Annotated in this window: 21 protein-coding genes; 17 read left to right on the top strand and 4 right to left on the bottom strand. The window is 70.5% G+C overall.

Annotated features, from left to right (window positions below):
* Window positions 1–34 precede the first annotated feature (34 nt).
* From AB0O67_RS12450 to AB0O67_RS12485, 8 genes are all read left to right on the top strand, one after another.
* Entirely contained in the window at window positions 35–787 is a 753-nt protein-coding gene (locus AB0O67_RS12450; RefSeq protein WP_365449005.1) for a YebC/PmpR family DNA-binding transcriptional regulator, read from the top strand.
* A gap of 141 nt (window positions 788–928) precedes the next feature.
* Complete coding sequence (gene ruvC / locus AB0O67_RS12455; protein WP_365449007.1) at window positions 929–1,474, top strand: crossover junction endodeoxyribonuclease RuvC; 546 nt, start codon at window positions 929–931, stop codon at window positions 1,472–1,474.
* A complete protein-coding gene (gene ruvA, locus AB0O67_RS12460) occupies window positions 1,471–2,076 on the top strand; it encodes a Holliday junction branch migration protein RuvA (protein ID WP_365449009.1) in 606 nt (201 codons plus the stop codon). Before ruvC ends, ruvA begins: the two co-directional genes overlap by 4 nt.
* A 134-nt stretch (window positions 2,077–2,210) precedes the next feature.
* Complete coding sequence (gene ruvB, locus AB0O67_RS12465; protein WP_365449011.1) at window positions 2,211–3,281, top strand: Holliday junction branch migration DNA helicase RuvB; 1,071 nt, start codon at window positions 2,211–2,213, stop codon at window positions 3,279–3,281.
* A gap of 162 nt (window positions 3,282–3,443) precedes the next feature.
* Window positions 3,444–3,935 (top strand): preprotein translocase subunit YajC, encoded by a 492-nt coding sequence (gene yajC / locus AB0O67_RS12470; RefSeq protein ID WP_365449013.1) that lies wholly within the window; start codon window positions 3,444–3,446, stop codon window positions 3,933–3,935.
* 130 nt (window positions 3,936–4,065) lie between these two features.
* Window positions 4,066–5,850 (top strand): protein translocase subunit SecD, encoded by a 1,785-nt coding sequence (secD, locus tag AB0O67_RS12475; RefSeq protein ID WP_365449015.1) that lies wholly within the window; start codon window positions 4,066–4,068, stop codon window positions 5,848–5,850.
* A gap of 1 nt (window position 5,851) precedes the next feature.
* The gene (gene secF, locus AB0O67_RS12480; RefSeq protein WP_365449017.1) at window positions 5,852–6,967 is read left to right on the top strand and encodes a protein translocase subunit SecF; all 1,116 of its coding nucleotides are present in this window, start codon (window positions 5,852–5,854) and stop codon (window positions 6,965–6,967) included.
* Window positions 6,964–7,503 carry an adenine phosphoribosyltransferase gene (locus AB0O67_RS12485; protein WP_365449019.1) on the top strand — a complete coding sequence of 180 codons (540 nt, stop codon included), beginning with the start codon at window positions 6,964–6,966 and terminating at the stop codon, window positions 7,501–7,503. The genes secF and AB0O67_RS12485 overlap by 4 nt, the downstream gene beginning before the upstream one ends.
* Before the next feature lie 143 nt (window positions 7,504–7,646).
* Here AB0O67_RS12485 and AB0O67_RS12490 read toward each other — a convergent pair whose 3' ends face one another.
* Entirely contained in the window at window positions 7,647–7,796 is a 150-nt protein-coding gene (locus AB0O67_RS12490; RefSeq protein WP_365449021.1) for a hypothetical protein, read from the bottom strand.
* A gap of 293 nt (window positions 7,797–8,089) precedes the next feature.
* Here AB0O67_RS12490 and AB0O67_RS12495 point away from each other — a divergent pair, with 293 nt between their 5' ends.
* Entirely contained in the window at window positions 8,090–10,621 is a 2,532-nt protein-coding gene (locus AB0O67_RS12495; RefSeq protein WP_365449023.1) for a RelA/SpoT family protein, read from the top strand.
* A gap of 68 nt (window positions 10,622–10,689) precedes the next feature.
* Here AB0O67_RS12495 and AB0O67_RS12500 read toward each other — a convergent pair whose 3' ends face one another.
* Both AB0O67_RS12500 and AB0O67_RS12505 read right to left on the bottom strand, forming a co-directional pair.
* On the bottom strand, window positions 10,690–11,919 hold the full coding sequence (locus AB0O67_RS12500; protein WP_365449025.1) for a DUF349 domain-containing protein: 1,230 nt from the start codon (window positions 11,917–11,919) through the stop codon (window positions 10,690–10,692).
* 135 nt (window positions 11,920–12,054) lie between these two features.
* Entirely contained in the window at window positions 12,055–12,867 is an 813-nt protein-coding gene (locus AB0O67_RS12505; protein ID WP_365449027.1) for a peptidylprolyl isomerase, read from the bottom strand.
* 180 nt (window positions 12,868–13,047) lie between these two features.
* On the opposite strand from AB0O67_RS12505, the gene AB0O67_RS12510 reads away from it, so the two are divergent.
* From AB0O67_RS12510 to rpsD, 5 genes are all read left to right on the top strand, one after another.
* Complete coding sequence (locus AB0O67_RS12510; RefSeq protein WP_365449029.1) at window positions 13,048–13,755, top strand: MBL fold metallo-hydrolase; 708 nt, start codon at window positions 13,048–13,050, stop codon at window positions 13,753–13,755.
* Window positions 13,756–13,768: 13 nt separating this feature from the next.
* Window positions 13,769–15,031 carry a histidine--tRNA ligase gene (gene hisS / locus AB0O67_RS12515; protein ID WP_365449031.1) on the top strand — a complete coding sequence of 421 codons (1,263 nt, stop codon included), beginning with the start codon at window positions 13,769–13,771 and terminating at the stop codon, window positions 15,029–15,031.
* A 176-nt stretch (window positions 15,032–15,207) separates the two neighbouring features.
* Complete coding sequence (locus tag AB0O67_RS12520) at window positions 15,208–15,864, top strand: vitamin K epoxide reductase family protein (protein WP_365449033.1); 657 nt, start codon at window positions 15,208–15,210, stop codon at window positions 15,862–15,864.
* 48 nt (window positions 15,865–15,912) lie between these two features.
* Window positions 15,913–17,268, top strand: a complete 1,356-nt coding sequence (locus AB0O67_RS12525; RefSeq protein WP_365449035.1) for a replication-associated recombination protein A — start codon at window positions 15,913–15,915, stop codon at window positions 17,266–17,268.
* Between the two features lie 304 nt (window positions 17,269–17,572).
* On the top strand, window positions 17,573–18,187 hold the full coding sequence (gene rpsD / locus AB0O67_RS12530) for a 30S ribosomal protein S4 (protein ID WP_123987943.1): 615 nt from the start codon (window positions 17,573–17,575) through the stop codon (window positions 18,185–18,187).
* A 24-nt stretch (window positions 18,188–18,211) separates the two neighbouring features.
* On the opposite strand, the gene AB0O67_RS12535 is transcribed toward rpsD, so the two are convergent.
* Window positions 18,212–20,371 carry a regulator gene (locus tag AB0O67_RS12535; RefSeq protein ID WP_365449037.1) on the bottom strand — a complete coding sequence of 720 codons (2,160 nt, stop codon included), beginning with the start codon at window positions 20,369–20,371 and terminating at the stop codon, window positions 18,212–18,214.
* Window positions 20,372–20,530: 159 nt separating this feature from the next.
* Between AB0O67_RS12535 and AB0O67_RS12540 the strand changes: the two genes are divergently transcribed.
* From AB0O67_RS12540 to alaS, 3 genes are read left to right on the top strand one after another with little or no spacing between them, the layout of a single operon-like run.
* Window positions 20,531–20,965, top strand: a complete 435-nt coding sequence (locus tag AB0O67_RS12540; RefSeq protein WP_365449039.1) for a DUF948 domain-containing protein — start codon at window positions 20,531–20,533, stop codon at window positions 20,963–20,965.
* A gap of 8 nt (window positions 20,966–20,973) precedes the next feature.
* A complete protein-coding gene (locus AB0O67_RS12545) occupies window positions 20,974–21,324 on the top strand; it encodes a hypothetical protein (RefSeq protein WP_365449041.1) in 351 nt (116 codons plus the stop codon).
* A complete protein-coding gene (gene alaS, locus AB0O67_RS12550; RefSeq protein ID WP_365449043.1) occupies window positions 21,324–23,996 on the top strand; it encodes an alanine--tRNA ligase in 2,673 nt (890 codons plus the stop codon). The genes AB0O67_RS12545 and alaS overlap by 1 nt, the downstream gene beginning before the upstream one ends.
* The last annotated feature ends 2 nt before the right edge of the window (window positions 23,997–23,998 follow it).

Consider the following 23,998-nt stretch of genomic DNA (forward strand, 5'->3'; position numbering starts at 1 on the left):
GTGCAGAGATGGGTTACGCGAAGGAGACAGGCAGATGTCCGGCCACTCTAAATGGGCCACGACGAAGCACAAGAAGGCCGTGATCGATGCCAAGCGCGGCAAGCTCTTCGCGAAGCTGATCAAGAACATCGAGGTCGCTGCGCGCATGGGAGGCGTCGACCTGGAGGGCAACCCGACCCTCTACGACGCCGTGCAGAAGGCCAAGAAGCAGTCGGTCCCGAACAAGAACATCGACTCCGCGATCAAGCGCGGCGGTGGCCTTGAGGCCGGTGGCGCCGACTACGAGACGATCATGTACGAGGGCTACGGTCCCAACGGTGTCGCGGTCCTCATCGAGTGCCTCACCGACAACCGCAACCGCGCCGCCTCCGACGTCCGTGTCGCGATGACCCGCAACGGCGGCTCCATGGCCGACCCCGGTTCCGTGTCGTACCTGTTCCACCGCAAGGGTGTCGTCATCGTCCCCAAGGGCGAGCTCGGTGAGGACGACGTCCTGGGCGCCGTGCTCGACGCGGGGGCCGAGGAGGTCAACGACCTCGGTGAGTCCTTCGAGGTGCTCAGCGAGGCCACCGACCTGGTCGCGGTCCGCACGGCCCTGCAGGACGCCGGGATCGACTACGACTCCGCCGAGGCCAACTTCGTCCCGACCATGCAGGTCGAGCTGGACGAGGAGGGCGCGAAGAAGATCTTCAAGCTGATCGACGCGCTGGAGGACAGCGACGACGTGCAGAACGTCTTCGCCAACTTCGACGTGAGCGACGAGATCATGGAGAAGGTCGACGCGTAACACCGCCGCGGGCTCCAGCGTGCTCCACGGGCCGACGGGACACACCCCGTCGGCCCGTCGCGCTGTCGGCGGCACCCGATAGCCTGCACGAACTGGGGGTACCAGCGCAGCGGCAGCTGGGGCAGAGCGAAGGAGGGGCGGGTGCGCGTACTGGGTGTGGACCCGGGACTGACCCGGTGCGGTGTCGGCGTCGTGGACGGGGTTCCCGGACGTCCCCTCACCCTGCTGGGCGTCGGCGTCGTCCGCACGCCGGCGGACGCCGACCTGGGGCACCGCCTGGTGGCCGTCGAGCGGGGCATCGAGCAGTGGCTCGACGAGCACCGGCCCGAATTCGTCGCCGTGGAGCGGGTGTTCAGCCAGCACAACGTACGCACGGTGATGGGCACCGCCCAGGCCAGCGCCGTCGCGATGCTCTGCGCGGCCCGCCGTGGCATCCCCGTCGCCCTGCACACCCCCAGCGAGGTGAAGGCCGCCGTGACCGGCTCCGGCCGCGCCGACAAGGCACAGGTCGGTGCCATGGTCACCCGGCTGCTGCGGCTCGACGCCCCGCCGAGGCCGGCCGACGCCGCCGACGCCCTGGCACTCGCCATCTGCCACATCTGGCGCGCCCCCGCGCAGAACCGCCTTCAGCAGGCTGTCGCCCAGCACACCGCAAGAATTACCGCATCGAAAGGCCGCACGGCATGATCGCCTTCGTCAGTGGCACGGTCGCCGCACTCGCACCCGACGCCGCGGTGGTCGAGGTCGGCGGCGTCGGCATGGCCGTCCAGTGCACGCCCAACACGCTGTCCACACTCCGCCTGGGCCGGCCCGCCAAGCTCGCCACCTCCCTCGTCGTACGGGAGGACTCGCTCACCCTCTACGGCTTCGTGGACGACGACGAGCGCCAGGTCTTCGAGCTGCTCCAGACCGCCAGCGGAGTAGGCCCCCGGCTCGCTCAGGCCATGCTCGCCGTGCACACGCCCGACGCCCTGCGCCGCGCCGTCGCGACCGGCGACGAGAAGGCACTCACCGCCGTCCCCGGCATCGGCAAGAAGGGCGCCCAGAAGCTGCTGCTGGAGCTGAAGGACCGCCTGGGCGAGCCGATCGGCGCCCCCGCGGTCGGCTCGCCGGTCAGCACCGGCTGGCGCGACCAGCTGCACGCCGCCCTGATCGGCCTGGGGTACGCGACCCGGGAGGCCGACGAGGCGGTCGCCGCGGTCGCGCCCCAGGCGGAGGCCGCCAAGGCCGCGCCCCAGGTGGGTCAGCTGCTGAAGGCGGCCCTGCAGACACTCAACAGAGCCCGATGAAGCGCGGCGCCGCGCACGGCACGGGACGGCGGTGGACGCGAGCCGCCCGCCGCCCCGGCTGAGACCGCCCGAAGCGCGACGCCCACCTCCTCGTACGACCCATCCGACCGCGAACGCACCCGAGGCCCACGCACATGAACTGGGACGACCCGACCGACCCCGCCGACACCGAGCGGCTGGTGGGCCCTGTCGCCGACCGTGAGGACCAGGCCGTCGAGGCCGCGCTGCGCCCCAAGGACCTGGGCGAGTTCATCGGCCAGGAGAAGGTCCGCGAGCAGCTCGACCTCGTCCTGCGCGCCGCACGCGCGCGGGGCGCCACCGCCGACCACGTGTTGCTCTCCGGCGCCCCCGGCCTGGGCAAGACCACTCTCTCCATGATCATCGCGGCTGAGATGGACGCCCCGATCCGCATCACGTCGGGCCCCGCCATCCAGCACGCGGGCGACCTCGCCGCCATCCTCTCCTCCCTCCAGGAGGGCGAGGTCCTCTTCCTCGACGAGATCCACCGCATGTCCCGGCCCGCCGAGGAGATGCTGTACATGGCGATGGAGGACTTCCGCGTCGACGTCATCGTCGGCAAGGGCCCCGGCGCCACCGCGATCCCCCTGGAGCTGCCCCCGTTCACCCTGGTCGGCGCCACCACGCGCGCCGGCCTGCTGCCGCCCCCGCTGCGCGACCGTTTCGGCTTCACCGCGCACATGGAGTTCTACGAGCCGGCCGAGCTGGAGCGCGTCATCCACCGCTCGGCGAACCTGCTGGACGTCGAGATCGACACCGACGGCGCCGCCGAGATCGCCGGCCGCTCCCGTGGCACGCCCCGGATCGCCAACCGGCTGCTGCGCCGTGTGCGGGACTACGCGCAGGTCAAGGCCGACGGGATCATCACGCGCGAGATCGCCGGCGCGGCGTTGCGGGTGTACGAGGTCGATCCCCGCGGCCTCGACCGCCTCGACCGCTCCGTGCTCGAAGCGCTGCTGAAGCTGTTCGGCGGCGGACCGGTCGGCCTGTCCACGCTCGCCGTGGCGGTGGGGGAGGAGCGCGAAACCGTCGAGGAGGTCGCCGAGCCGTTCCTCGTGCGGGAGGGTCTGCTCGCCCGGACTCCGCGCGGCCGGGTCGCCACCCCCGCGGCCTGGGCGCATCTCGGCCTCACTCCGCCCGGCCAGGGCACGGCGGGAACCGGACAACAGGACCTGTTCGGGGCGTGACGGCGAGCGCATTGGCCGCAGCAGGAACCCCGGTGCCATGCTGAGCGTTGTTCCATGCGCGCGGACTCGCTTAGACTCCGCCGATGCCGCCTTCCTCGGCGGCTGACATACCCCCATCCAACAGGCCGCCCACCTGCGCGGTCGTGCGAAGGAAATCGTCCCGTGAATAGCCTCGTGACCCTCCTCCCGTTCATCGTGCTGATCGGGGCCATGATCCTGATGACCCGCTCGGCGAAGAAGAAGCAGCAGGCCGCCGTCGACATGCGGAACCAGGTGCAGCCCGGTTCCGGAGTCCGCACCATCGGGGGCATGTACGCAACGGTCAAGGAGGTCAACGAGGACACGGTCCTCCTCGACGCCGGCCCGGGCGTCGACCTCCTCTTCGCCAAGAACTCCATCGGCGCGGTGCTCACCGACGACGAGTACAACCGCATCGTGCACGGCATCGAGCACGACCTGAAGGACGACGCGGACACCGTCCCGGACGACGCCTCCTCCCTCATCAAGGACGACGAGCCCGTCGACGCCGCCCCCGCCGACGAGAAGTCCGTCGACCTCGGCAAGAAGGACGTGGACGAGGAGCCCGCCGACGCCGCCGCGGCGAAGCAGGACGAAGAGCCGAAGAAGACCGACGGCGACGCCGACGCGAAGTAGTCAGTCCCGGAGTGCGCGGGCCGGGCTCGGGTGCCCGGGACAGGCGCAACCCGCACGGGATCCCGACACCATGTCATGGCCGTCCGCCCGCTGACCCGGAGTGAGGCGGCCCGAGAGGGAGTACGAGAAGGTGGCAGCACCTAAAAAGGGCCGGAGCTCGAGCGCCCAGAGCAAGCCATGGCGCTCGCTGGCCCTGATTCTGATCGCCCTCGTGGCGCTCACCGGGGGAATGTTCGTCTCCGGACACACCACTCCGCGTCTCGGCATCGACCTGGCCGGTGGTACGAGCATCACGCTCGGGGCAGTCGCCGAGGGCGGCAACGAGGCCGCGATCAACCCGACCAACATGAACACCGCGGTCGAGATCATGGAGCGCCGCGTCAACGGTCTGGGTGTCTCGGAGGCCGAGGTCCAGACGCAGGGCGATCGCAACATCATCGTCAACATTCCCAAGGGCACCAACTCGCAGCAGGCCCGGGAACAGGTCGGCACCACCGCCAAGCTCTACTTCCGCCCGGTCCTGGCCACCGAGCCCTCCGGCGGCACGGCTCCGCAGGACCCCTCGCCCAGCGCCTCCCCGTCCGGCGGCTCGGACAAGGCCACCGACCCGGACAAGGCCACCGGCTCGGAGAGCCCCTCGGCGTCGAACTCGGCGAGTCAGAGCGGGACCCCCTCGGACGGCGCCACCACCCAGGGCCGCGCCGTCACGGACGCGCTGAAGGACGACCCCAGCCCCTCGGCGTCCGGCTCCGGGGCGCCCAGCCCCACCCCGTCGGCGAGCGGCGGCGCCACCGGCGACGACAGCAAGCTCCAGGCGCAGTACGCGGCGCTCGACTGCAGCAAGCAGTCGGTCCGCGCCAGCACCGGTGAGGGCGCCAAGCCCACCGACTCCACCGTGGGCTGCGGCGAGATCCAGGGCGTCTGGTACAAGTACCTGCTCGGCCCGGCCGGCGTCGACGGCACCGAGGTCGACGACGCCCAGGCCGTCTACGACACCCAGAGCGGCGCCGGCTGGAAGGTCCAGATGGACTTCACCTCCGCCGGTGCCAAGAAGTTCGCCGACATCACCGGCAAGCTCGCGCAGAACCAGTCGCCGCAGAACCAGTTCGGCATCGTCCTCGACGGTGAGGTCGTCTCCAGCCCGTACGTGAGCCAGTCGATCACCGGCGGCAACGCCGAGATCTCCGGCAGCTTCACGCAGGAGGAGGCCCAGGGCCTCGCCAACATGCTGTCGTACGGCGCGCTGCCGCTGACCTTCCGCGAGGACAGCGTCACCACGGTGACCGCGGCGCTCGGCGGCGACCAGCTGGAGGCCGGCCTGATCGCGGGTGCCATCGGCCTCGCCCTGGTCGTGCTCTACCTGCTGGTCTACTACCGGGGCCTGTCGTTCATCGCCCTCCTGTCGCTGCTGGTGTCCGCGGCGCTCACGTACACGCTCATGGCGCTGCTCGGCCCGGCCATCGGCTTCGCGCTGAACCTGCCGGCCGTCTGCGGTGCCATCGTCGCCATCGGCATCACGGCGGACTCGTTCATCGTGTACTTCGAACGAGTCCGGGACGAGATCCGCGAGGGCCGCTCGCTGCGTCCCGCCGTCGAGCGGGCCTGGCCGCGTGCCCGGCGCACCATCCTGGTCTCCGACTTCGTGTCGTTCCTGGCCGCCGCGGTGCTGTTCATCGTCACCGTCGGCAAGGTGCAGGGCTTCGCGTTCACGCTCGGCCTGACCACCGTGCTCGACGTCGTGGTCGTCTTCCTCTTCACCAAGCCACTGCTGACGCTCATGGCCCGCCGGAAGTTCTTCGCGAACGGTCACCCGTGGTCCGGTCTCGACCCCAAGCGTCTGGGCGCGCGGCCACCGCTGCGCCGCACCCGCCGTCCCTCGCATTCCGCAGGCCCCGTCGAAACGAAGGAGGCCTGAGATGTCGAAGCTCGGCAACCTCGGTGCCCGACTGCACCGCGGCGAGGTCAGCTACGACTTCGTCGGCAACCGCAAGATCTGGTACGGCATCTCGATCCTGATCACCATCACGGCCATCGTCGGCCTGGCGGTGCGGGGCCTGAACATGGGTATCGAGTTCCAGGGCGGTGCCGTCTTCACCACCCCGAAGACGTCCGTCTCGGTCACCCAGGCCGAGGAGTACGCGGAGGCGGCCTCCGGGCACGACGCGATCGTCCAGCAGCTCGGCAACGGCAGCCTGCGCATCCAGATCGCGGGCATCGACACCGGCCAGGCGGACCGGATCAACCAGGCGCTGGCCGACGACATGAAGGTCGACGCCGAGAAGATCAACGCCGAACTGGTCGGCCCCAGCTGGGGTGAGCAGATCGCCAACAAGGCCTGGCAGGGCCTGGGGATCTTCCTCGTCCTGGTGGTGATCTATCTGGCGATCGCCTTCGAGTGGCGGATGGCGGTCGCGGCGTTCGTCGCGCTGATCCACGACATCACCATCACGGTCGGCATCTACGCCCTCGTGGGCTTCGAGGTCACACCGGGCACGGTGATCGGTCTGCTGACGATCCTCGGTTATTCGCTGTACGACACCGTGGTCGTCTTCGACAGCCTCAAGGAACAGACGAAGGACATCACCAAACAGACCCGCTGGACCTACAGCGACATCGCCAACCGGTCGATCAACAGCACCCTGGTCCGGTCGATCAACACCACGGTGGTCGCGCTGCTGCCGGTGGCGGGCCTGCTGTTCATCGGTGGCGGCGTGCTCGGTGCGGGCATGCTCAACGACATCTCGCTGTCGCTGTTCGTCGGCCTCGCGGCCGGCGCGTACTCCTCGATCTTCATCGCCACGCCGCTCGTCGCCGACCTCAAGGAGCGCGAGCCGAAGCTCAAGGCGCTGCGCAAGCGGGTCCTCGCCAAGCGGGCACAGGGCGCCGATCCGGGTGAGACGTCGGCCGCCGACGACGCGGGCGAGCCGTTCGGCGACGAGCCGGACGACGCCGATCACGCGGTGGTCGGCCCGCGCAACCAGCCCGCGTCCCGTACGCGCGGGCGTGGCCGGCCCTCGGGGAAGCGTCGATGACCGACATCAAGGAGATGCTCCTCAGCCGCATCCGTGACGTGGCCGACTACCCGGAGCCGGGCGTGATGTTCAAGGACATCACCCCACTCCTGGCGGACCCGGCGGCGTTCACGGCGCTGACGGACGCACTGGCCGAGATCGTGGAGCGCACCGGCGCCACCAAGGTGGTCGGTCTGGAGGCCCGCGGCTTCATCCTCGGCGCCCCGGTCGCGGTGCGGGCCGGTGTCGGCTTCATCCCCGTACGCAAGGCGGGCAAGCTCCCCGGAGCGACGCTGCGCCAGGCCTACGACCTGGAGTACGGCTCGGCGGAGATCGAGGTGCACGCCGAGGACCTGAACGACGGCGACCGTGTCCTGGTCGTCGACGACGTCCTCGCGACCGGCGGCACGGCGGAGGCCTCCCTGGAGCTCATCCGCCGCGCCGGCGCCCAGGTCGCGGGCGTGGCGGTCCTGATGGAACTGGCCTTCCTGAACGGCCGCACCCGTCTGGAGCCGGCCCTGGCCGGAGCCCCGCTGGAGGCTCTGCTCAAGGTCTGACCGACCCCGCATGCCCCGGAGGCGCCCCTCACCTGGAGGGGCGCCTCTGCTGCTTCGCCCTCCGCCCAGTCACCGCGCTCCGCCCCGTCACCGGCACTCCGCCAGCTCACCGGCGCTCTGCCCGGTCACCGCGCTCCGCCAGCTCACCGGCGCTCTGCCCGGTCACCGCGCTCCGCCAGCTCACGGGCGCTCTGCCCGGTCACCGCGCTCCGCCCCGGCACGACCACCCGCCCGCGTTCCACGGCGCGGGCCCGGGCGCCGGTACCCGCGCCGGTACCTGTCCCGTCGCCCATGACCGCTTCCCCGGCGCCCACGCGAGCCCTCGGGCCCCTCAGCACCCCCGGCCGCCCCCCGGGCACGCAAGCCCCCGGAACACCCCGACCGCCCCGTGAAAGCCGCAGGCAAGCCCCCGCGCGAGCTGTGTGACACCGTTGACAGGAGGCCGGAGGAATCCGGGGGCCGGGGTCGGCGTTCTCCGAGTACACGGCCCTCAGATCGGCCTGAAGACGATCCCGGAGCTCAGGATCGCTACCATGGGGTCTCCGGAGCCTGACCGGGGGACCCGGATCGCGCACGAGGAGCCCTCTTGCCAGACGAGGCCCAGCACCTGACCGCCGCCAAGCCCGAGCGCGCTTCGGAGCAGGCGGCCCAGCCCGCGCAGCACCCGAAGAACGACGCTCGCGGGCCGGTCGAGCACGCCCAGTCCGCGCCTGTCGCGAAGGGCGCCGAGCAGCCACGTCCCAAGCCGGCCGCTCCCGAGCGCCCCGCCTCCACGGCCCCGATCCGTCCCGCCGCGACGCCCCAGACGCCCCGCTCCGGCTCCTCCAACCGCGTCCGCGCCCGCCTGGCCCGCCTCGGGGTCCAGCGCGCCAACCCGTACAACCCGGTCCTGGAGCCCCTGCTCCGGATAGTCCGCAGCAACGACCCGAAGATCGAGACGTCGACGCTGCGCCAGATCGAGAAGGCCTACCAGGTAGCCGAGCGCTGGCACCGCGGCCAGAAGCGCAAGAGCGGCGACCCGTACATCACGCACCCCCTCGCCGTGACCACGATCCTCGCCGAGCTCGGCATGGATCCGGCCACCCTCATGGCGGGCCTGCTGCACGACACCGTCGAGGACACCGAGTACGGCCTGGAGGACCTGCGCCGCGACTTCGGCGACGTGGTCGCCCTGCTCGTGGACGGCGTCACCAAGCTGGACAAGGTCAAGTTCGGCGAGGCCGCGCAGGCCGAGACCGTGCGCAAGATGGTCGTGGCCATGGCCAAGGACCCGCGCGTCCTGGTCATCAAGCTCGCCGACCGCCTGCACAACATGCGCACCATGCGTTACCTCAAGCGCGAGAAGCAGGAGAAGAAGGCGCGCGAGACCCTGGAGATCTACGCGCCGCTCGCCCACCGCCTCGGCATGAACACCATCAAGTGGGAACTGGAGGACCTCGCTTTCGCGATCCTCTACCCCAAGATGTACGACGAGATCGTACGGCTGGTGGCCGAGCGGGCACCGAAGCGTGACGAGTACCTGGCCATAGTGACCGACGAGGTCCAGCAGGACCTGCGTTCCGCCCGCATCAAGGCGACGGTCACCGGCCGCCCGAAGCACTACTACAGCGTCTACCAGAAGATGATCGTCCGCGGCCGTGACTTCGCGGAGATCTACGACCTGGTGGGCATCCGCGTCCTCGTGGACACCGTCCGCGACTGCTACGCGGCCCTCGGCACGGTGCACGCGCGATGGAACCCGGTCCCCGGCCGGTTCAAGGACTACATCGCGATGCCCAAGTTCAACATGTACCAGTCGCTGCACACGACGGTGATCGGCCCCAACGGCAAGCCGGTCGAACTCCAGATCCGTACGTTCGACATGCACCGCCGTGCCGAGTACGGCATCGCCGCCCACTGGAAGTACAAGCAGGAGGCCGTCGCCGGCACCTCCAAGGTGCGCACCGACGTGCCCAAGGCGTCCGGCAAGGACAAGGACGCCATCAACGACATGGCGTGGCTGCGGCAGCTCCTCGACTGGCAGAAGGAGACCGAGGACCCCAGCGAGTTCCTGGAGTCCCTGCGTTTCGACCTCTCCCGCAACGAGGTCTTCGTCTTCACGCCCAAGGGCGACGTCATAGCGCTCCCGGCGGGTGCCACCCCCGTGGACTTCGCGTACGCCGTGCACACCGAGGTCGGTCACCGCACCATAGGGGCACGGGTCAACGGCCGTCTCGTACCGCTCGAATCCACCCTGGACAACGGCGACCTCGTGGAGGTCTTCACCTCCAAGGCGGCGGGCGCGGGCCCGTCCCGCGACTGGCTCGGCTTCGTGAAGTCGCCGCGCGCCCGCAACAAGATCCGGGCGTGGTTCTCCAAGGAGCGCCGCGACGAGGCGATCGAGCAGGGCAAGGACGCCATCGTCCGCGCGATGCGCAAGCAGAACCTGCCGATCCAGCGCATCCTCACCGGCGACTCCCTGGTGACCCTGGCGCACGAGATGCGCTACCCGGACATCTCCGCGCTGTACGCGGCGATCGGTGAGGGCCACGTCTCCGCGCAGAACGTGGTGCAAAAGCTCGTCCAGGCATTCGGCGGCGAGGAGGCGGCCACCGAGGAGATCGACGAGAGCGTGCCGCCGGCGCGCGGACGCAGCCGCAAGCGCCGGTCCAGCGCCGACCCGGGCGTGGTCGTCAAGGGCGTCGACGACGTGTGGGTCAAGCTGGCCCGTTGCTGTACGCCCGTCCCCGGTGACCCGATCATCGGCTTCGTCACGCGCGGTAGTGGTGTATCGGTTCACCGCAGCGACTGTGTCAACGTGGAGTCACTGTCCCGTGAGCCCGAGCGGATCCTCGAGGTCGAGTGGGCGCCCACCCAGTCCTCGGTCTTCCTGGTCGCCATCCAGGTCGAGGCCCTGGACCGCTCCCGGCTTCTCTCCGACGTCACGCGCGTGCTGTCCGACCAGCACGTCAACATCCTCTCCGCGGCCGTCCAGACCTCCCGCGACCGCGTCGCCACCTCGCGCTTCACCTTCGAGATGGGCGACCCGAAGCACCTCGGCCATGTGCTGAAGGCGGTCCGGGGCGTCGAGGGCGTCTACGACGTGTACCGGGTGACGTCGGCGCGCACCAGGGCGTAAGCGGCCCCGCACACGAGAACGGGCCCCGTACCTCGGTACGGGGCCCGTTCCCTCGGTGTGCGTGTTCGTCAGCCGCCGAACTCCTGAAGACCCTTCAGGGCCTGGTCCAGCAGCGCCTGGCGGCCCTCCAGCTCACGCTCCAGCTTGTCGGCCTTGGCGTTGTTGCCCTGGGTGCGCGACTGCTCGATCTGCTTCTGGAGTTTGTCGACCGCCGCCTGGAGCTGGCCGGTCAGACCCTCGGCACGCGCGCGTGCCTCCGGGTTCGTCCGGCGCCACTCGGTCTCCTCGGCCTCCTGGATGGCCCGCTCCACGGCGTGCATCCGGCCCTCGACCTTCGGCCGGGCGTCGCGCGGCACATGGCCGATGGCCTCCCAGCGCTCGTTCACCGAGCGGAAGGCGGCCCGCGCGGTCTTCAGATCGGTGATCGGGAGGATCTTCTCGGCCTCCTCGGCCAGCTCCTCCTTGAGCTTGAGGTTCTCCGACTGCTCCGCGTCCCGCTCGGCGAAGACCGAGCTGCGAGCGGCGAAGAAGACGTCCTGGGCGCCGCGGAAGCGGTTCCAGAGGTCGTCCTCGTGCTCGCGCTGGGCGCGGCCCGCCGCCTTCCACTCCGTCATCAGGTCGCGGTAGCGCGCGGCCGTCGGACCCCAGTCCGTCGAGGCCGACAGCCCTTCGGCCTCGGCGACCAGCCGTTCCTTGGTCTTGCGGGCGTCCTCGCGCTGCGCGTCAAGCTGCGCGAAGTGCGCCTTGCGACGCTTGGAGAACGCCGACCTGGCGTGCGAGAAGCGGTGCCACAGCTCGTCGTCCGACTTGCGGTCCAGCCGCGGCAGTCCCTTCCAGGTGTCCACCAGGGCCCGCAGCCGCTCACCGGCCGCCCGCCACTGGTCGGACTGCGCCAGCTCCTCCGCCTCGGCCACCAGCGCCTCCTTGGAGTGCCGGGCCTCGTCGGTCTGCCGCGCCCGCTGCGCCTTGCGCTCCTCGCGGCGCGCCTCGACGGTCTGCACGAGCTTGTCCAGCCGGGCCCGCAGCGCGTCCAGATCACCGACGGCGTGATGCGCGTCGATCTGCTCGCGCAGATGGTCGACGGCCGCCGTCGCGTCCTTCGCCGACAGGTCGGTGGTCTTCACTCGCTTCTCGAGGAGGCCGATCTCGACAACCAGGCCCTCGTACTTGCGCTCGAAGTAGGCCAACGCTTCCTCGGGGGAGCCGGCCTGCCAGGAACCGACGACCTGCTCGCCGTCGGCCGTACGCACGTACACGGTCCCCGTCTCGTCGACGCGGCCCCACGGGTCGCTGCTCACAGCGCCTCCTCCACATGATGCCTGCGGGGGGCCTCAGCTCCCCCGGGCATCGTCCACAGTTTCGTCACGGCCAACATAGGCGACCGGCGGGTTGCCTGTCCGCATCCCGCGCGACCGAAATTTCGCAGTTGGGGGTCAGGATTTCGCGACGGTTGCCTTGTTGACCACGACCGTCGCGTTGGGTGCTCCGTCACCGGCGCCGGTGCTCTCGCCCGCGTCGGCGATCTTCTTGAGAACCGCCATTCCGGACTCGGAAACGGTACCGAACGGTGTGTAGCTGGGTGGCAGCTGACTGTCCTGGTAGACCAGGAAGAACTGGCTGCCGTTGGTGTTGGGCCCGGAGTTGGCCATCGCCACCGTGCCCGCCGGATAGACGTTGCCCTTCAGGCTCTTGTCCTTCAGGTTCTCGTCCTCGAACTGGTACCCGGGGCCACCGCTGCCACTGGCCGTCGGGTCGCCGCACTGGAGCACGTAGATGCCGTTGGTCGTCAGCCGGTGGCACTTGGTGTGGTCGAAGTAGCCCTTGCCCGCCAGGAAGTTGAACGAGTTGACGGTATGGGGGGCCGCCGAAGCCTTCAGGGCGACGTCTATGTCGCCGCAGGTCGTCGCGAGGCTCATGGTGTAGTCGGCCGACTTGTCGATGGTCATCGCCGGCTCCTTCTTCCAGGTCTCCGTCGTGGCCTTGCCCGCGGCCGGCTTGTCGCACGGGTCCGGGGCCTTGGACGGCGACGCGCTCTCCGTGACCTCCGCGCCCGCGTTGGTCTTGCCGTCGTCCTTGAGCACGCCGGTCGTGTACAGCGCGAGGCTGCCGATCAGGACCACGCCGAGCGCCGACGCGATCACGGCGTTGCGCGTGCGCGACCTGCGCCGGGCGTCGGTGCGCCGCTGCTGCTGCCGCAAGAACTTCTCCCGGGCGAGCTGACGCCGCCGCTGTTCCTGGCTGACCACCGGATCTACTCCTCATGCGTCTAGAACGTCGACCGGTACGTGTGCGTCCTGTGGGCCGACCGCCTGCGTGTGCCCCGTACCGTATATGGGTTCGCTGAGGAATCGGCAGCGCCGGTAGGCTCTTGACGTCCGGCGAGGCCGTCGCCGAAGCCACCCGAACCGACACAACGAAGGACGATCGTGCTCATTGCCGGGTTCCCCGCCGGGGCCTGGGGGACGAACTGTTATCTCGTCGCCCCCGCCGCCGGTGAGGAGTGCGTGATCATCGACCCGGGCCACCAAGCGGCCCCTGGAGTCGAGGAAGCGCTGAAGAAGCATCGGCTCAAGCCCGTCGCCGTCGTCCTCAGCCATGGCCACATCGACCACGTGGCCTCGGTCGTCCCGGTCTGCGGAGCGCACGACATACCGGCCTGGATCCACCCCGAGGACCGCTACATGATGAGCGACCCGGAGAAGGGCATCGGCCGGTCCATCGGGATGCCGCTCATGGGCGAGCTCACCGTGGGGGAGCCGGACGACGTGAGGGAGCTCGCCGACGGGGCGAGGCTGGAACTGGCGGGACTGGAGTTCTCCGTGGCGCACGCGCCGGGCCATACCAAGGGGTCGGTGACCTTCCGGATGCCCGAGGCCGCGGACGTCCCGTCCGTGTTCTTCTCCGGGGATCTGCTGTTCGCCGGCTCCGTAGGACGCACCGACCTGCCCGGCGGTGACATGGCCGAGATGCTCGACTCGCTGGCCCGTGTGTGCCTGCCGCTCGACGACTCGACCGTGGTGCTGTCCGGCCACGGCCCCCAGACCACCATCGGCCAGGAGCGCGCCACCAACCCGTATCTGCGGCAGGTGGCCGCCGGCCAGGGAGTCCCCGGGACTCCCCGACGAGGAATGTGACGAGAGACTTCCCGTGAGCACCTTCAAGGCCCCCAAGGGCACGTACGACCTGATCCCGCCGGACAGCGCCAAGTACCTGGCCGTCCGCGAGGCGATCGCCGCCCCGCTGCGCAACTCCGGCTACGGCTACATCGAGACGCCCGGCTTCGAGAACGTCGAGCTCTTCGCGCGCGGTGTCGGTGAGTCCACCGACATCGTCACCAAGGAGATGTACGCCTTCGAGACCAAGGGCGGCGACCGGCTCGCCCTGCGCCCCGAGGGCACGGCGTCGGTGCTGCGCGCCGCGCTGGAGGCCAACCTGCACAAGGTGGGCAACCTGCCCGTCAAGCTCTGGTACTCGGGCTCGTACTACCGCTACGAGCGCCCCCAGAAGGGCCGTTACCGCCACTTCTCCCAGGTCGGTGCCGAGGCGATCGGCGCGGAGGACCCCGCCCTCGACGCCGAGTTGATCATCCTGGCCGACCAGGCGTACCGCTCGCTGGGCCTGAGCAACTTCCGCATCCTGCTCAACAGCCTGGGCGACAAGGAGTGCCGCCCCGTCTACCGTGCCGCCCTCCAGGAGTTCCTGCGCGGCCTGGACCTCGACGAGGACACCCTGCGCCGGGCGGACATCAACCCGCTGCGGGTGCTGGACGACAAGCGCGAGTCGGTGCAGAAGCAGCTCACCGGCGCCCCCCTGCTGCGCGACTACCTCTGCGATGCCTGCAAGGCGTACCACGAGGAGGTCCGCGAGCTGATCACCGCCGCGGGCGTCGCCTTCGAGGACGACCCGAAGCTGGTGCGCGGGCTGGACTACTACACGCGGACCACCTTCGAGTTCGTCCACGACGGCCTCGGCTCGCAGTCCGCGGTGGGCGGCGGCGGGCGCTACGACGGCCTGTCCGAGATGATCGGCGGCCCCGCGCTGCCGTCCGTCGGCTGGGCCCTCGGTGTCGACCGCACGGTGCTCGCCCTGGAGGCGGAGGGCGTCGAGCTCGAGCTGCCCGCCGCCACCAGCGTGTTCGCGGTGCCGCTCGGGGAGGAGGCCCGGCGCGTGCTGTTCGCCAAGGTCACCGAGCTGCGCAAGCTCGGGGTCGCCGCCGACTTCTCCTACGGCGCCAAGGGCCTCAAAGGCGCCATGAAGAACGCCAACCGCAGCGGTGCGCGCTACACGATCGTGGCCGGTGAACGCGACCTCGCCGAGGGCGTGGTCCAGCTCAAGGACATGGAGTCCGGAGAGCAGACGGCCGTCGGCGTCAACGAGATCGTGGCCGAACTGGAAGCCCGGCTGGGCTGATCACGTCGACGAGGGCGCCAGAGGTCCCAGGGGGCGTCCGGCGCCCTCACGCATGTCCGGAACCGATCGGCGGGCCGTGGCTCCTCATGTGCAGCGAACGGTGGACTTACGCGCGCGTGCGGCACAATGTCCCCTGCCGGAAGCAGGCCCCCCACCGAAGTGACGGAATCGGCGTGATGAGCAAGACGACAGTCAAGGACGTCTCCACCGAGCCGGAGCCGCGCAGCGCGGCGGCCGAGCCGCGCACGGTCGGCGGCAGCCGGGCCTTCGCCCTGCTGCTGGTGATCACGGGCGCGGCGGGGCTGCTCGCCGCGTGGGTCATCACGCTCGACAAGTTCAAGATCTTGGAGGCCAAGGCCCGGGGCGAGACGTTCACGCCGAGCTGCAGCCTCAACCCGATCGTCTCCTGCGGCAGCGTCATGGAGAGCGCCCAGGCCTCCGTCTTCGGGTTCCCCAACCCGATGCTGGGCCTGGTCAGCTACGGCATCGTGATCTGCGTCGGCGCGAGCCTGCTCGCCCGGGCCCGCTTCCCGCGCTGGTACTGGCTCACCTTCAACGCGGGCACGCTCTTCGGCGTCGTCTTCTGCGCCTGGCTGATGTTCCAGTCGCTGTACCGGATCAACGCGCTGTGCCTGTGGTGCTCGCTGGCCTGGGTCGCCACGATCGTCATGTTCTGGTACGTGACGTCGTTCAACATCCGCAACGGCTTCCTGCCGGCCCCCGCCGGCCTCAAGCGGTTCTTCGCCGAGTTCACCTGGGTGCTGCCGGTCACGCACGTCGGCATCATCGTCATGCTGATCCTGACCCGCTGGGGCAGTCAGCTCTGGGCCTGAGCACGGGGGGCGGGCGGCGTTGTCGGTGCCGTGATTTAGGGTTTCAGCGTGGAGCCCGACCTGTTCACCGCCGCGGCAGAAGAACGCCAGGAGAAGGACCCGACCGCGAGTCCCCTGGCGGTGCGGATGCGCCCCCGCACCCTCGACGAGGTCGTGGGCCAGCGGCATCTGCTCAAGCCCGGCTCGCCCCTGCGCCGCTTGGTCGGCGAGGGCGCCGGAGGACCGGCGGGCCCGTCCTCGGTGATCCTCTGGGGCCCGCCCGGCACCGGCAAGACGACCCTGGCGTACGTCGTCTCCAAGGCGACCGACAAGCGGTTCGTGGAGCTGTCCGCGATCACCGCAGGCGTCAAGGAGGTCCGCGCGGTCATCGACGGCGCCCGCCGCGCCACCGGCGGCTTCGGCAAGGAGACCGTCCTCTTCCTGGACGAGATCCACCGCTTCAGCAAGGCCCAGCAGGACTCCCTCCTCCCGGCCGTCGAGAACCGCTGGGTCACGCTGATCGCGGCCACGACCGAGAACCCGTACTTCTCGATCATCTCGCCGCTGCTCTCCCGCTCCCTGCTGCTGACGCTCGAACCCCTCACCGACGACGACGTGCGCGACCTGATCCGACGCGCCCTCGCCGACGAACGCGGTCTGGCCGGCGCCGTCACCCTCCCCGAGGACACCGAGGCCCATCTCCTGCGGATCGCCGGCGGTGACGCCCGCCGCGCCCTGACCGCCCTGGAGGCCGCCGCCGGAGCCGCCCTCGACAAGGGCGGGGCCGAGATCGGCCTCACGACGCTGGAGGAGACGGTCGATCGCGCCGCCGTGAAGTACGACCGCGACGGCGACCAGCACTACGACGTGGCCAGCGCCCTCATCAAGTCGATCCGCGGCTCCGACGTCGACGCCGCGCTGCACTATCTGGCCCGGATGATCGAGGCCGGCGAGGACCCGCGCTTCATCGCCCGCCGCCTGATGATCTCCGCCAGTGAGGACATCGGCCTCGCCGACCCGGGCGCCCTGCCGATCGCGGTAGCGGCGGCCCAGGCGGTAGCCATGATCGGCTTCCCCGAGGCCGCCCTCACCCTCAGCCACGCGACCATCGCGCTCGCCCTGGCGCCGAAGTCCAACGCCGCGACGACCGCGATCGGCGCCGCCCTGGACGACGTACGCAAGGGGCACGCGGGGACGGTGCCCGCGCATCTGCGGGACTCCCACTACAAGGGCGCGGGCAAGCTCGGTCACGGGCAGGGTTACGTGTACCCGCACGACGTGCCCGAGGGCATCGCCGAGCAGCAGTACGCGCCGGACGCCCTCAAGGACCGGGAGTACTACACGCCGACCCGGCACGGCGCCGAGGCGCGGTACGCGGACGCCGTCGAGTGGACCAGGAAGCACCTCGGTCGTAAGCGGTCCTGAGCACCCTGTAGAATCCCTCGCAGTGCTGAGTCCCGTGCAGTCAGAGCGGGACAGCCAGTCGGAGACCAGTCCCTCGCGGGCTGACTCCAGGAGCGTCGCGCACCGTCGAATGGTGTCGCGGGCAGCCCACCACCACCCAAGCACGACGGGACCGGTCGGTGGGCCGTTCGTGTGCTGCACGTATGTGCCCAGACCAGGGGAGCGGCTGCCCGGCAGGTCCTCGCGGACCTGGTGGGTTTCCCCGGCTGCGGATGCGACCTCCCTCAGATCTGACAAGCCGGAAACTAGGAAAGAGACACAGACAGTGGCGAACCAGTCCCGCCCCAAGGTCAAGAAGTCGCGTGCCCTCGGCATCGCGCTGACCCCGAAGGCCGTCAAGTACTTCGAGGCCCGCCCCTACCCGCCGGGTGAGCACGGCCGCGGCCGCAAGCAGAACTCGGACTACAAGGTCCGTCTGCTGGAGAAGCAGCGTCTGCGCGCGCAGTACGACGTGTCCGAGCGTCAGCTCGTCCGCGCCTACGAGCGTGCCTCCAAGGTTCAGGGCAAGACCGGTGAGGCCCTGATCATCGAGCTGGAGCGTCGTCTCGACGCCCTGGTCCTGCGTTCGGGCATCGCCCGCACGATCTACCAGGCCCGTCAGATGGTCGTCCACGGCCACATCGAGGTCAACGGCCAGAAGGTCGACAAGCCCTCGTTCCGCGTCCGTCCCGACGACGTCGTGATGGTCCGCGAGCGCAGCCGCGAGAAGACCCTCTTCTCCATCGCCCGTGAGGGCGGCTTCGCCCCCGACGGCGAGACCCCGCGCTACCTCCAGGTGAACCTCCGCGCCCTGGCCTTCCGCCTGGACCGTGAGCCGAACCGCAAGGAGATCCCGGTGATCTGCGACGAGCAGCTCGTCGTCGAGTACTACGCCCGCTGACCCGGACGTAGCACCGCCCGCGCATCAGCCCGCCGTCTCCCCGCCCTTCCGGGTGGGCGAGGCGGCGGGCTCAGGCATGTGCGCGACGCCCCGCGCCTGCCGTACCGGCCCGCGCGGCTCCGGCAGCGCCGCCACCTGCCCCGGCCGGCCGAGCGCCAGACCCACCGCCTCCTCCCGGCCGAGCCGCGCCCCCCGCCGTACGCACGCCTCGTAGCGCTCGTCGCCGAGCAGTTGCCGGGCCGTCGCCTCGCACAGCGCGTGCGGGGTGTTGTAGTACGCCGAGCCGAACAGCGGCAGGCCCACCGACGGCCACATTCCCTGCGCCGCCCCCTGGAGCACCGCGGCCTCGGCCGGATCGCCGTCCGCCGTGGTCACCAGCGCCAGCAGCTCGATCGCCAGCACCGAGCCGAGCAGGTCGTGGAAGGCGTGGGCGCCGGACAGGCAGTCGGTGAGCAGGGCGCGGGCGCCGGCCGGGTCGCCCTCGGTCCAGGCGGCGTACGCCAGGACGAACAGCGCGTACCCGCGGGCCCAGCGCTCACCGTGGTCCTCGCACACCTGGCGCACGTCGTCGCACAGCTTCACCGCGTCGGCCAGATCGCCCTGGAACGCCCGTGCCATCGCCAGTTCCACCTGGCCCATCAGGACGTTGCTGTTCAGCTCGCCGATCTCCTGGTAGCGGTCCAACGCCGAGCGCAGCAGCGTTTCTGCGCGGGGCATGTCGTCCGTGACCAGTGCCAGACAGCCGGTGCGGTGCTCCGCGTACGCCAGTGCCGTGGCGTTCCCGGACCGCTCCGCCTCCTCCCGGCACTCCTGGAGCGCGGCCAGGGCCGGCACCGGATCGCCCTGGAGGACGGCGACGTATCCGAGCACCCACAGGGCCTTCAGCCGGGAGTGCTCGTTGCCGGAGTCCAGCTGCAGACCCCGCTCCAGCCAGTGCCGGCCCTCCGACAGCCGGCCGCAGCCCGCCCAGTAGAACCACAGCGAGCCCGCGAGGTACTGGCCCAGATGGGCCTCCTCGGGCTCGGTCAGGCAGTAGTCCAGGGCGGAGCGCAGATTCGGCAGCTCCACGTCGACGCACGCCGCCACCTCGCCCTGGCGCGGTGAGAACCAGTCCAGCTCGCACCAGGTCGCCAGGCCGACGTACCAGTCGCGGTGCCGCCGCCGCAGCCGGGCCGCGTCACCGGCCGCCGTCAGCCACTCGGCGCCGTACGCCCGGACCGTGTCCAGCATCCGGTAACGCGGCCCTGCCTGAGTCTCCTCGCGGGTCACCACGGACTGCGCGACCAGCTCGGTCAGCACGTCGAGGACGTCCTCGGCGTCCAGCCCGCCGCCACTGCACACGTACTCGGCGGCCTCCAGGTCGAACGCGCCGGCGAACACCGACAGCCGCGCCCACAGCAGCCGTTCCCCGGGCGTGCACAGCTCGTGGCTCCAGCCGATCGCCGTGCGCAGCGTCTGATGCCGGTGCGGCGCCTCCCGTCCGCCGCCGGTCAGCAGCCGGAACCGGTCGTCGAGCCGGCCGAGCAACTTCCCGGGGGAGAGCGCCCGCAGCCGTCCCGCCGCCAGCTCGATCGCCAGCGGGATCCCGTCCAGACGCCGGCACACCTCCCGTACCGCCCGGTCGTCGTCGCACGCCGCCCCGTGCTGTGCGGTACGGTCCGCGAACAGCTCGACCGCCTCCGCCTCGGCCAGCGGTGCCAGCGGGAACAGCCGCTCGCCCGTCACCCCCAGCGGTCTGCGCCCCACCGCGAGCACCCGCAGCCCCGGCGCCCGCCGCAGCAGCTCCGTCACCAGCGAGGCGCACGCGTCCACCAGATGCTCGAACCCGTCCATGATCAGCAGGAGTTGGCGCTCGGCGAGGTGGGCGAGGAGGGTCTCGCGCGGCGGCCGTGTGGTGTGGTCGGTCAGCCCCAGCGCCTCCACGACCGCGTAGTCCACGAACTCCGGATCGCGCACCGGCTCCAGATCCACGCGCCACACCCCGCCCGGCGCCGCGCACCCGGCGGCCGCCCGCGCCGCGAGCCGCGACTTGCCGACCCCGCCGGTCCCGGTCACGGTCACCAGCCGGGAGGCGTCCAGTGTCCGGGCCAGCCCGGCCAGTTCGGTCGACCGGCCCACGAACGCGTCCAGCTCCAGAGGAAGATTGCCCAGAGTGTGCCCGCCGTCGCGCTGAGGTGGTCGCATGGGACACGGAGCGTACTGAACCGTGTTCAGTCCGTACAATCGCTTCCCGCAACTCGGCCCCTGCCGCGCCGGAATCCGGTACGGAGCGCGAGCCCCGGCGCGATAGGCTCGGTGCACGACTTTTTCGATGTTCAGGCACGTTTAGGGAGCGGGTGCGCAGTGTCCGGTGGAGAGGTGGCCGGCATCCTGGTGGCCGTCTTCTGGGCGATCCTGGTCTCCTTCCTCGCCGTGGCTCTGGCGAGGCTGGCCCAGACGCTCAGGGCGACCACCAAGCTGGTGGCGGACGTGACCGACCAGGCCGTACCGCTGCTGGCGGACGCCTCCTCGGCGGTGCGCTCCGCGCAGACCCAGATCGACCGGGTCGACGCCATCGCCTCGGACGTCCAGGAGGTCACGTCGAACGCGTCCGCGCTGTCCACGACCGTCGCCTCCACCTTCGGCGGCCCGCTGGTCAAGGTCGCCGCCTTCGGGTACGGCGTGCGCCGGGCCCTCGGCGGCCGCAAGGAGGACGTGCCCGCGAAGTCGTCGAGGCGTACCGTGATCGTGGGCCGGACCGTCCCGGCCGCGCGGCGGGCCAAGCGGAAGAAGGACTGAGACCAGCGATGTTCCGCCGTACGTTCTGGTTCACCACGGGTGTCGCCACCGGCGTGTGGGCCACCACCAAGGTCAACCGCAAGCTGAAGCAGCTCACTCCCGAGAGCCTCGCCGCCACGGCCGCGAACAAGGCGATCGAGGCGGGCCACCGGCTCAAGGACCGAGCGGTGGGCTTCGCGCTCGACGTCCGCGCCAACATGGCCCAGCGGGAGGCCGAACTCCAGGACGCGCTCGGCCTGGACGCCGACCCGGAGCTTCCCCCCGCGCGGCGGTACGCCGCCATCGAGAACCGCAACAAGCCGAAGACGTACGTCATCGACCACACGACGTACACGTACAACCGGAATGAGGACCACTGATGGAGTCGGCTGAGATCCGCCGCCGCTGGCTGAGCTTCTTCGAGGAGCGCGGGCACACCGTCGTCCCTTCGGCGTCGCTCATCGCGGACGACCCGACTCTGCTCCTCGTCCCCGCCGGCATGGTGCCCTTCAAGCCCTACTTCCTGGGCGAGGTCAAGCCGCCGTTCCCGCGCGCCACCAGCGTGCAGAAGTGCGTGCGCACGCCGGACATCGAGGAGGTCGGCAAGACCACCCGGCACGGCACGTTCTTCCAGATGTGCGGCAACTTCTCCTTCGGCGACTACTTCAAGGAAGGCGCCATCAAGCACGCCTGGGAGCTGCTCACCAGCCCCCAGGACAAGGGTGGTTACGGCCTGGAGCCGGAGAAGCTCTGGATCACCGTCTACAAGGACGACGACGAGGCCGAGCGCATCTGGCACGAGGTCGTCGGCGTGCCGAAGGAGCGCATCCAGCGCCTGGGCATGAAGGACAACTACTGGTCCATGGGCGTCCCCGGCCCCTGCGGCCCGTGTTCCGAGATCAACTACGACCGCGGCCCCGAGTTCGGCGCCGAGGGCGGCCCCGCCGTCAACGACGAGCGGTACGTGGAGATCTGGAACCTCGTCTTCATGCAGTACGAGCGTGGCGAGGGCATCGGCAAGGACAACTTCGAGATCCTCGGCGAACTGCCCAGCAAGAACATCGACACGGGCCTCGGCCTGGAACGGCTCGCCATGATTCTGCAGGGCGTGCAGAACATGTACGAGATCGACACCTCGATGGCCGTCATCAGGAAGGCCACCGAGCTGACCGGCGTGGCCTACGGCGACGCCCACGACTCGGACGTCTCGCTGCGCGTCGTCACCGACCACATGCGCACGTCCGTGATGCTCATCGGCGACGGCGTCACCCCCGGCAACGAGGGCCGCGGCTACGTGCTGCGCCGCATCATGCGCCGCGCCATCCGCAACATGCGCCTGCTCGGCGCCACCGGCCCGGTCGTCAAGGCCCTGGTCGACACGGTCATCGCGATGATGGGCCAGCAGTACCCCGAGCTCATCACCGACCGCGAGCGCATCGTGAAGGTCGCCGTCGCCGAGGAGAACGCCTTCCTCAAGACGCTGAAGGCCGGCACCAACATCCTCGACACGGCCGTGACCGACACCAAGGCCGCCGGCGGCACCGTCCTGTCCGGCGACAAGGCCTTCCTGCTCCACGACACCTGGGGCTTCCCGATCGACCTCACCCTGGAGATGGCCGCCGAGCAGGGCCTGTCCGTGGACGAGGACGGCTTCCGGCGCCTGATGAAGGAGCAACGAGAGCGCGCCAAGGCCGACGCCCAGGCCAAGAAGACCGGCCACGCCGACGTCGGCGCCTACCGTGAGATCGCCGACAGCGCCGGCGCGACCGACTTCATCGGCTACACCGACACCGAGGGTGAGACCACGATCGTCGGCATCCTCGTCGACGGCGTCTCCTCCCCGGCCGCCACCGAGGGCGACGAGGTCGAGATCGTCCTGGACCGCACCCCGTTCTACGCCGAGGGCGGCGGCCAGATCGGCGACACCGGCCGCATCAAGGTGGACTCCGGTGCCGTGATCGAGGTGCGCGACTGCCAGAAGCCGGTCCCGGGTGTGTACGTCCACAAGGGCGTCGTCCAGGTCGGCGAGGTGACCGTCGGCGCCAAGGCCCACGCCGCCATCGACGGCCGTCGCCGTACGGCCATCGCCCGCGCCCACTCGGCCACCCACCTCACCCACCAGGCCCTGCGCGACGCGCTCGGCCCGACGGCCGCGCAGGCCGGTTCCGAGAACCAGCCCGGCCGCTTCCGCTTCGACTTCGGCTCGCCGGCCGCCGTTCCGACGGCCGTGATGACCGACGTCGAGCAGAAGATCAACGAGGTGCTCGCCCGCGACCTCGACGTGCACGCCGAGGTCATGGGAATCGACGAGGCGAAGAAGCAGGGCGCCATCGCCGAGTTCGGTGAGAAGTACGGCGAGCGCGTCCGCGTCGTGACCATCGGCGACTTCTCCAAGGAGCTGTGCGGCGGCACGCACGTGCACAACACGGCCCAGCTCGGCCTGGTGAAGCTGCTCGGCGAGTCCTCCATCGGCTCGGGTGTGCGCCGTATCGAGGCGCTGGTCGGCATGGACGCCTACAACTTCCTCGCCCGTGAGCACACGGTCGTCGCCCAGCTCCAGGAGCTGGTCAAGGGCCGCCCGGAGGAGCTTCCGGAGAAGGTCTCCGCCATGCTCGGCAAGCTGAAGGACGCCGAGAAGGAGATCGAGAAGTTCCGCGCCGAGAAGGTGCTCCAGGCCGCCGCCGGTCTCGCCGAGTCCGCCAAGGACGTGCGAGGTGTCGCGCTCGTCACCGGCCAGGTCCCCGACGGCACCACCGCCGACGACCTGCGCAAGCTGGTACTCGACGTGCGCGGCCGCATCCAGGGCGGCCGGGCGGCCGTGGTGGCCCTGTTCACGACGGTGGGCGGCAAGCCGCTGACGGTCATCGCCACCAACGAGGCCGCCCGTGAACGCGGCCTCAAGGCCGGTGACCTGGTCCGCGCGGCCGCCAAGACCCTCGGCGGCGGCGGTGGCGGCAAGCCGGACGTCGCCCAGGGCGGTGGCCAGAACCCGGCCGCCGTCGGCGACGCCGTCGACGCCGTCGAGCGGCTCGTGGCGGAGACGGCCAAGTAAGG

It is taken from the genome of Streptomyces sp. NPDC086077 (assembly GCF_040686175.1).
In the GTDB taxonomy this organism is placed as follows: domain Bacteria; phylum Actinomycetota; class Actinomycetes; order Streptomycetales; family Streptomycetaceae; genus Streptomyces.

Bases quoted from the DNA above. Each gene is read 5' to 3' on its own strand.
- alaS (WP_365449043.1), top strand. From the start codon at position 21,324: ATGGAGTCGGCTGAGATCCGCCGCCGCTGGCTGAGCTTCTTCGAGGAG.
- ruvA (WP_365449009.1), top strand. From the start codon at position 1,471: ATGATCGCCTTCGTCAGTGGCACGGTCGCCGCACTCGCACCCGACGCC.
- AB0O67_RS12485 (WP_365449019.1), top strand. From the start codon at position 6,964: ATGACCGACATCAAGGAGATGCTCCTCAGCCGCATCCGTGACGTGGCC.
- AB0O67_RS12520 (WP_365449033.1), top strand. From the start codon at position 15,208: ATGAGCAAGACGACAGTCAAGGACGTCTCCACCGAGCCGGAGCCGCGC.
- AB0O67_RS12545 (WP_365449041.1), top strand. From the start codon at position 20,974: ATGTTCCGCCGTACGTTCTGGTTCACCACGGGTGTCGCCACCGGCGTG.
- ruvB (WP_365449011.1), top strand. From the start codon at position 2,211: ATGAACTGGGACGACCCGACCGACCCCGCCGACACCGAGCGGCTGGTG.
- AB0O67_RS12450 (WP_365449005.1), top strand. From the start codon at position 35: ATGTCCGGCCACTCTAAATGGGCCACGACGAAGCACAAGAAGGCCGTG.
- secF (WP_365449017.1), top strand. From the start codon at position 5,852: ATGTCGAAGCTCGGCAACCTCGGTGCCCGACTGCACCGCGGCGAGGTC.
- AB0O67_RS12490 (WP_365449021.1), bottom strand. From the start codon at position 7,796: ATGGGCGACGGGACAGGTACCGGCGCGGGTACCGGCGCCCGGGCCCGC.
- AB0O67_RS12535 (WP_365449037.1), bottom strand. From the start codon at position 20,371: ATGCGACCACCTCAGCGCGACGGCGGGCACACTCTGGGCAATCTTCCT.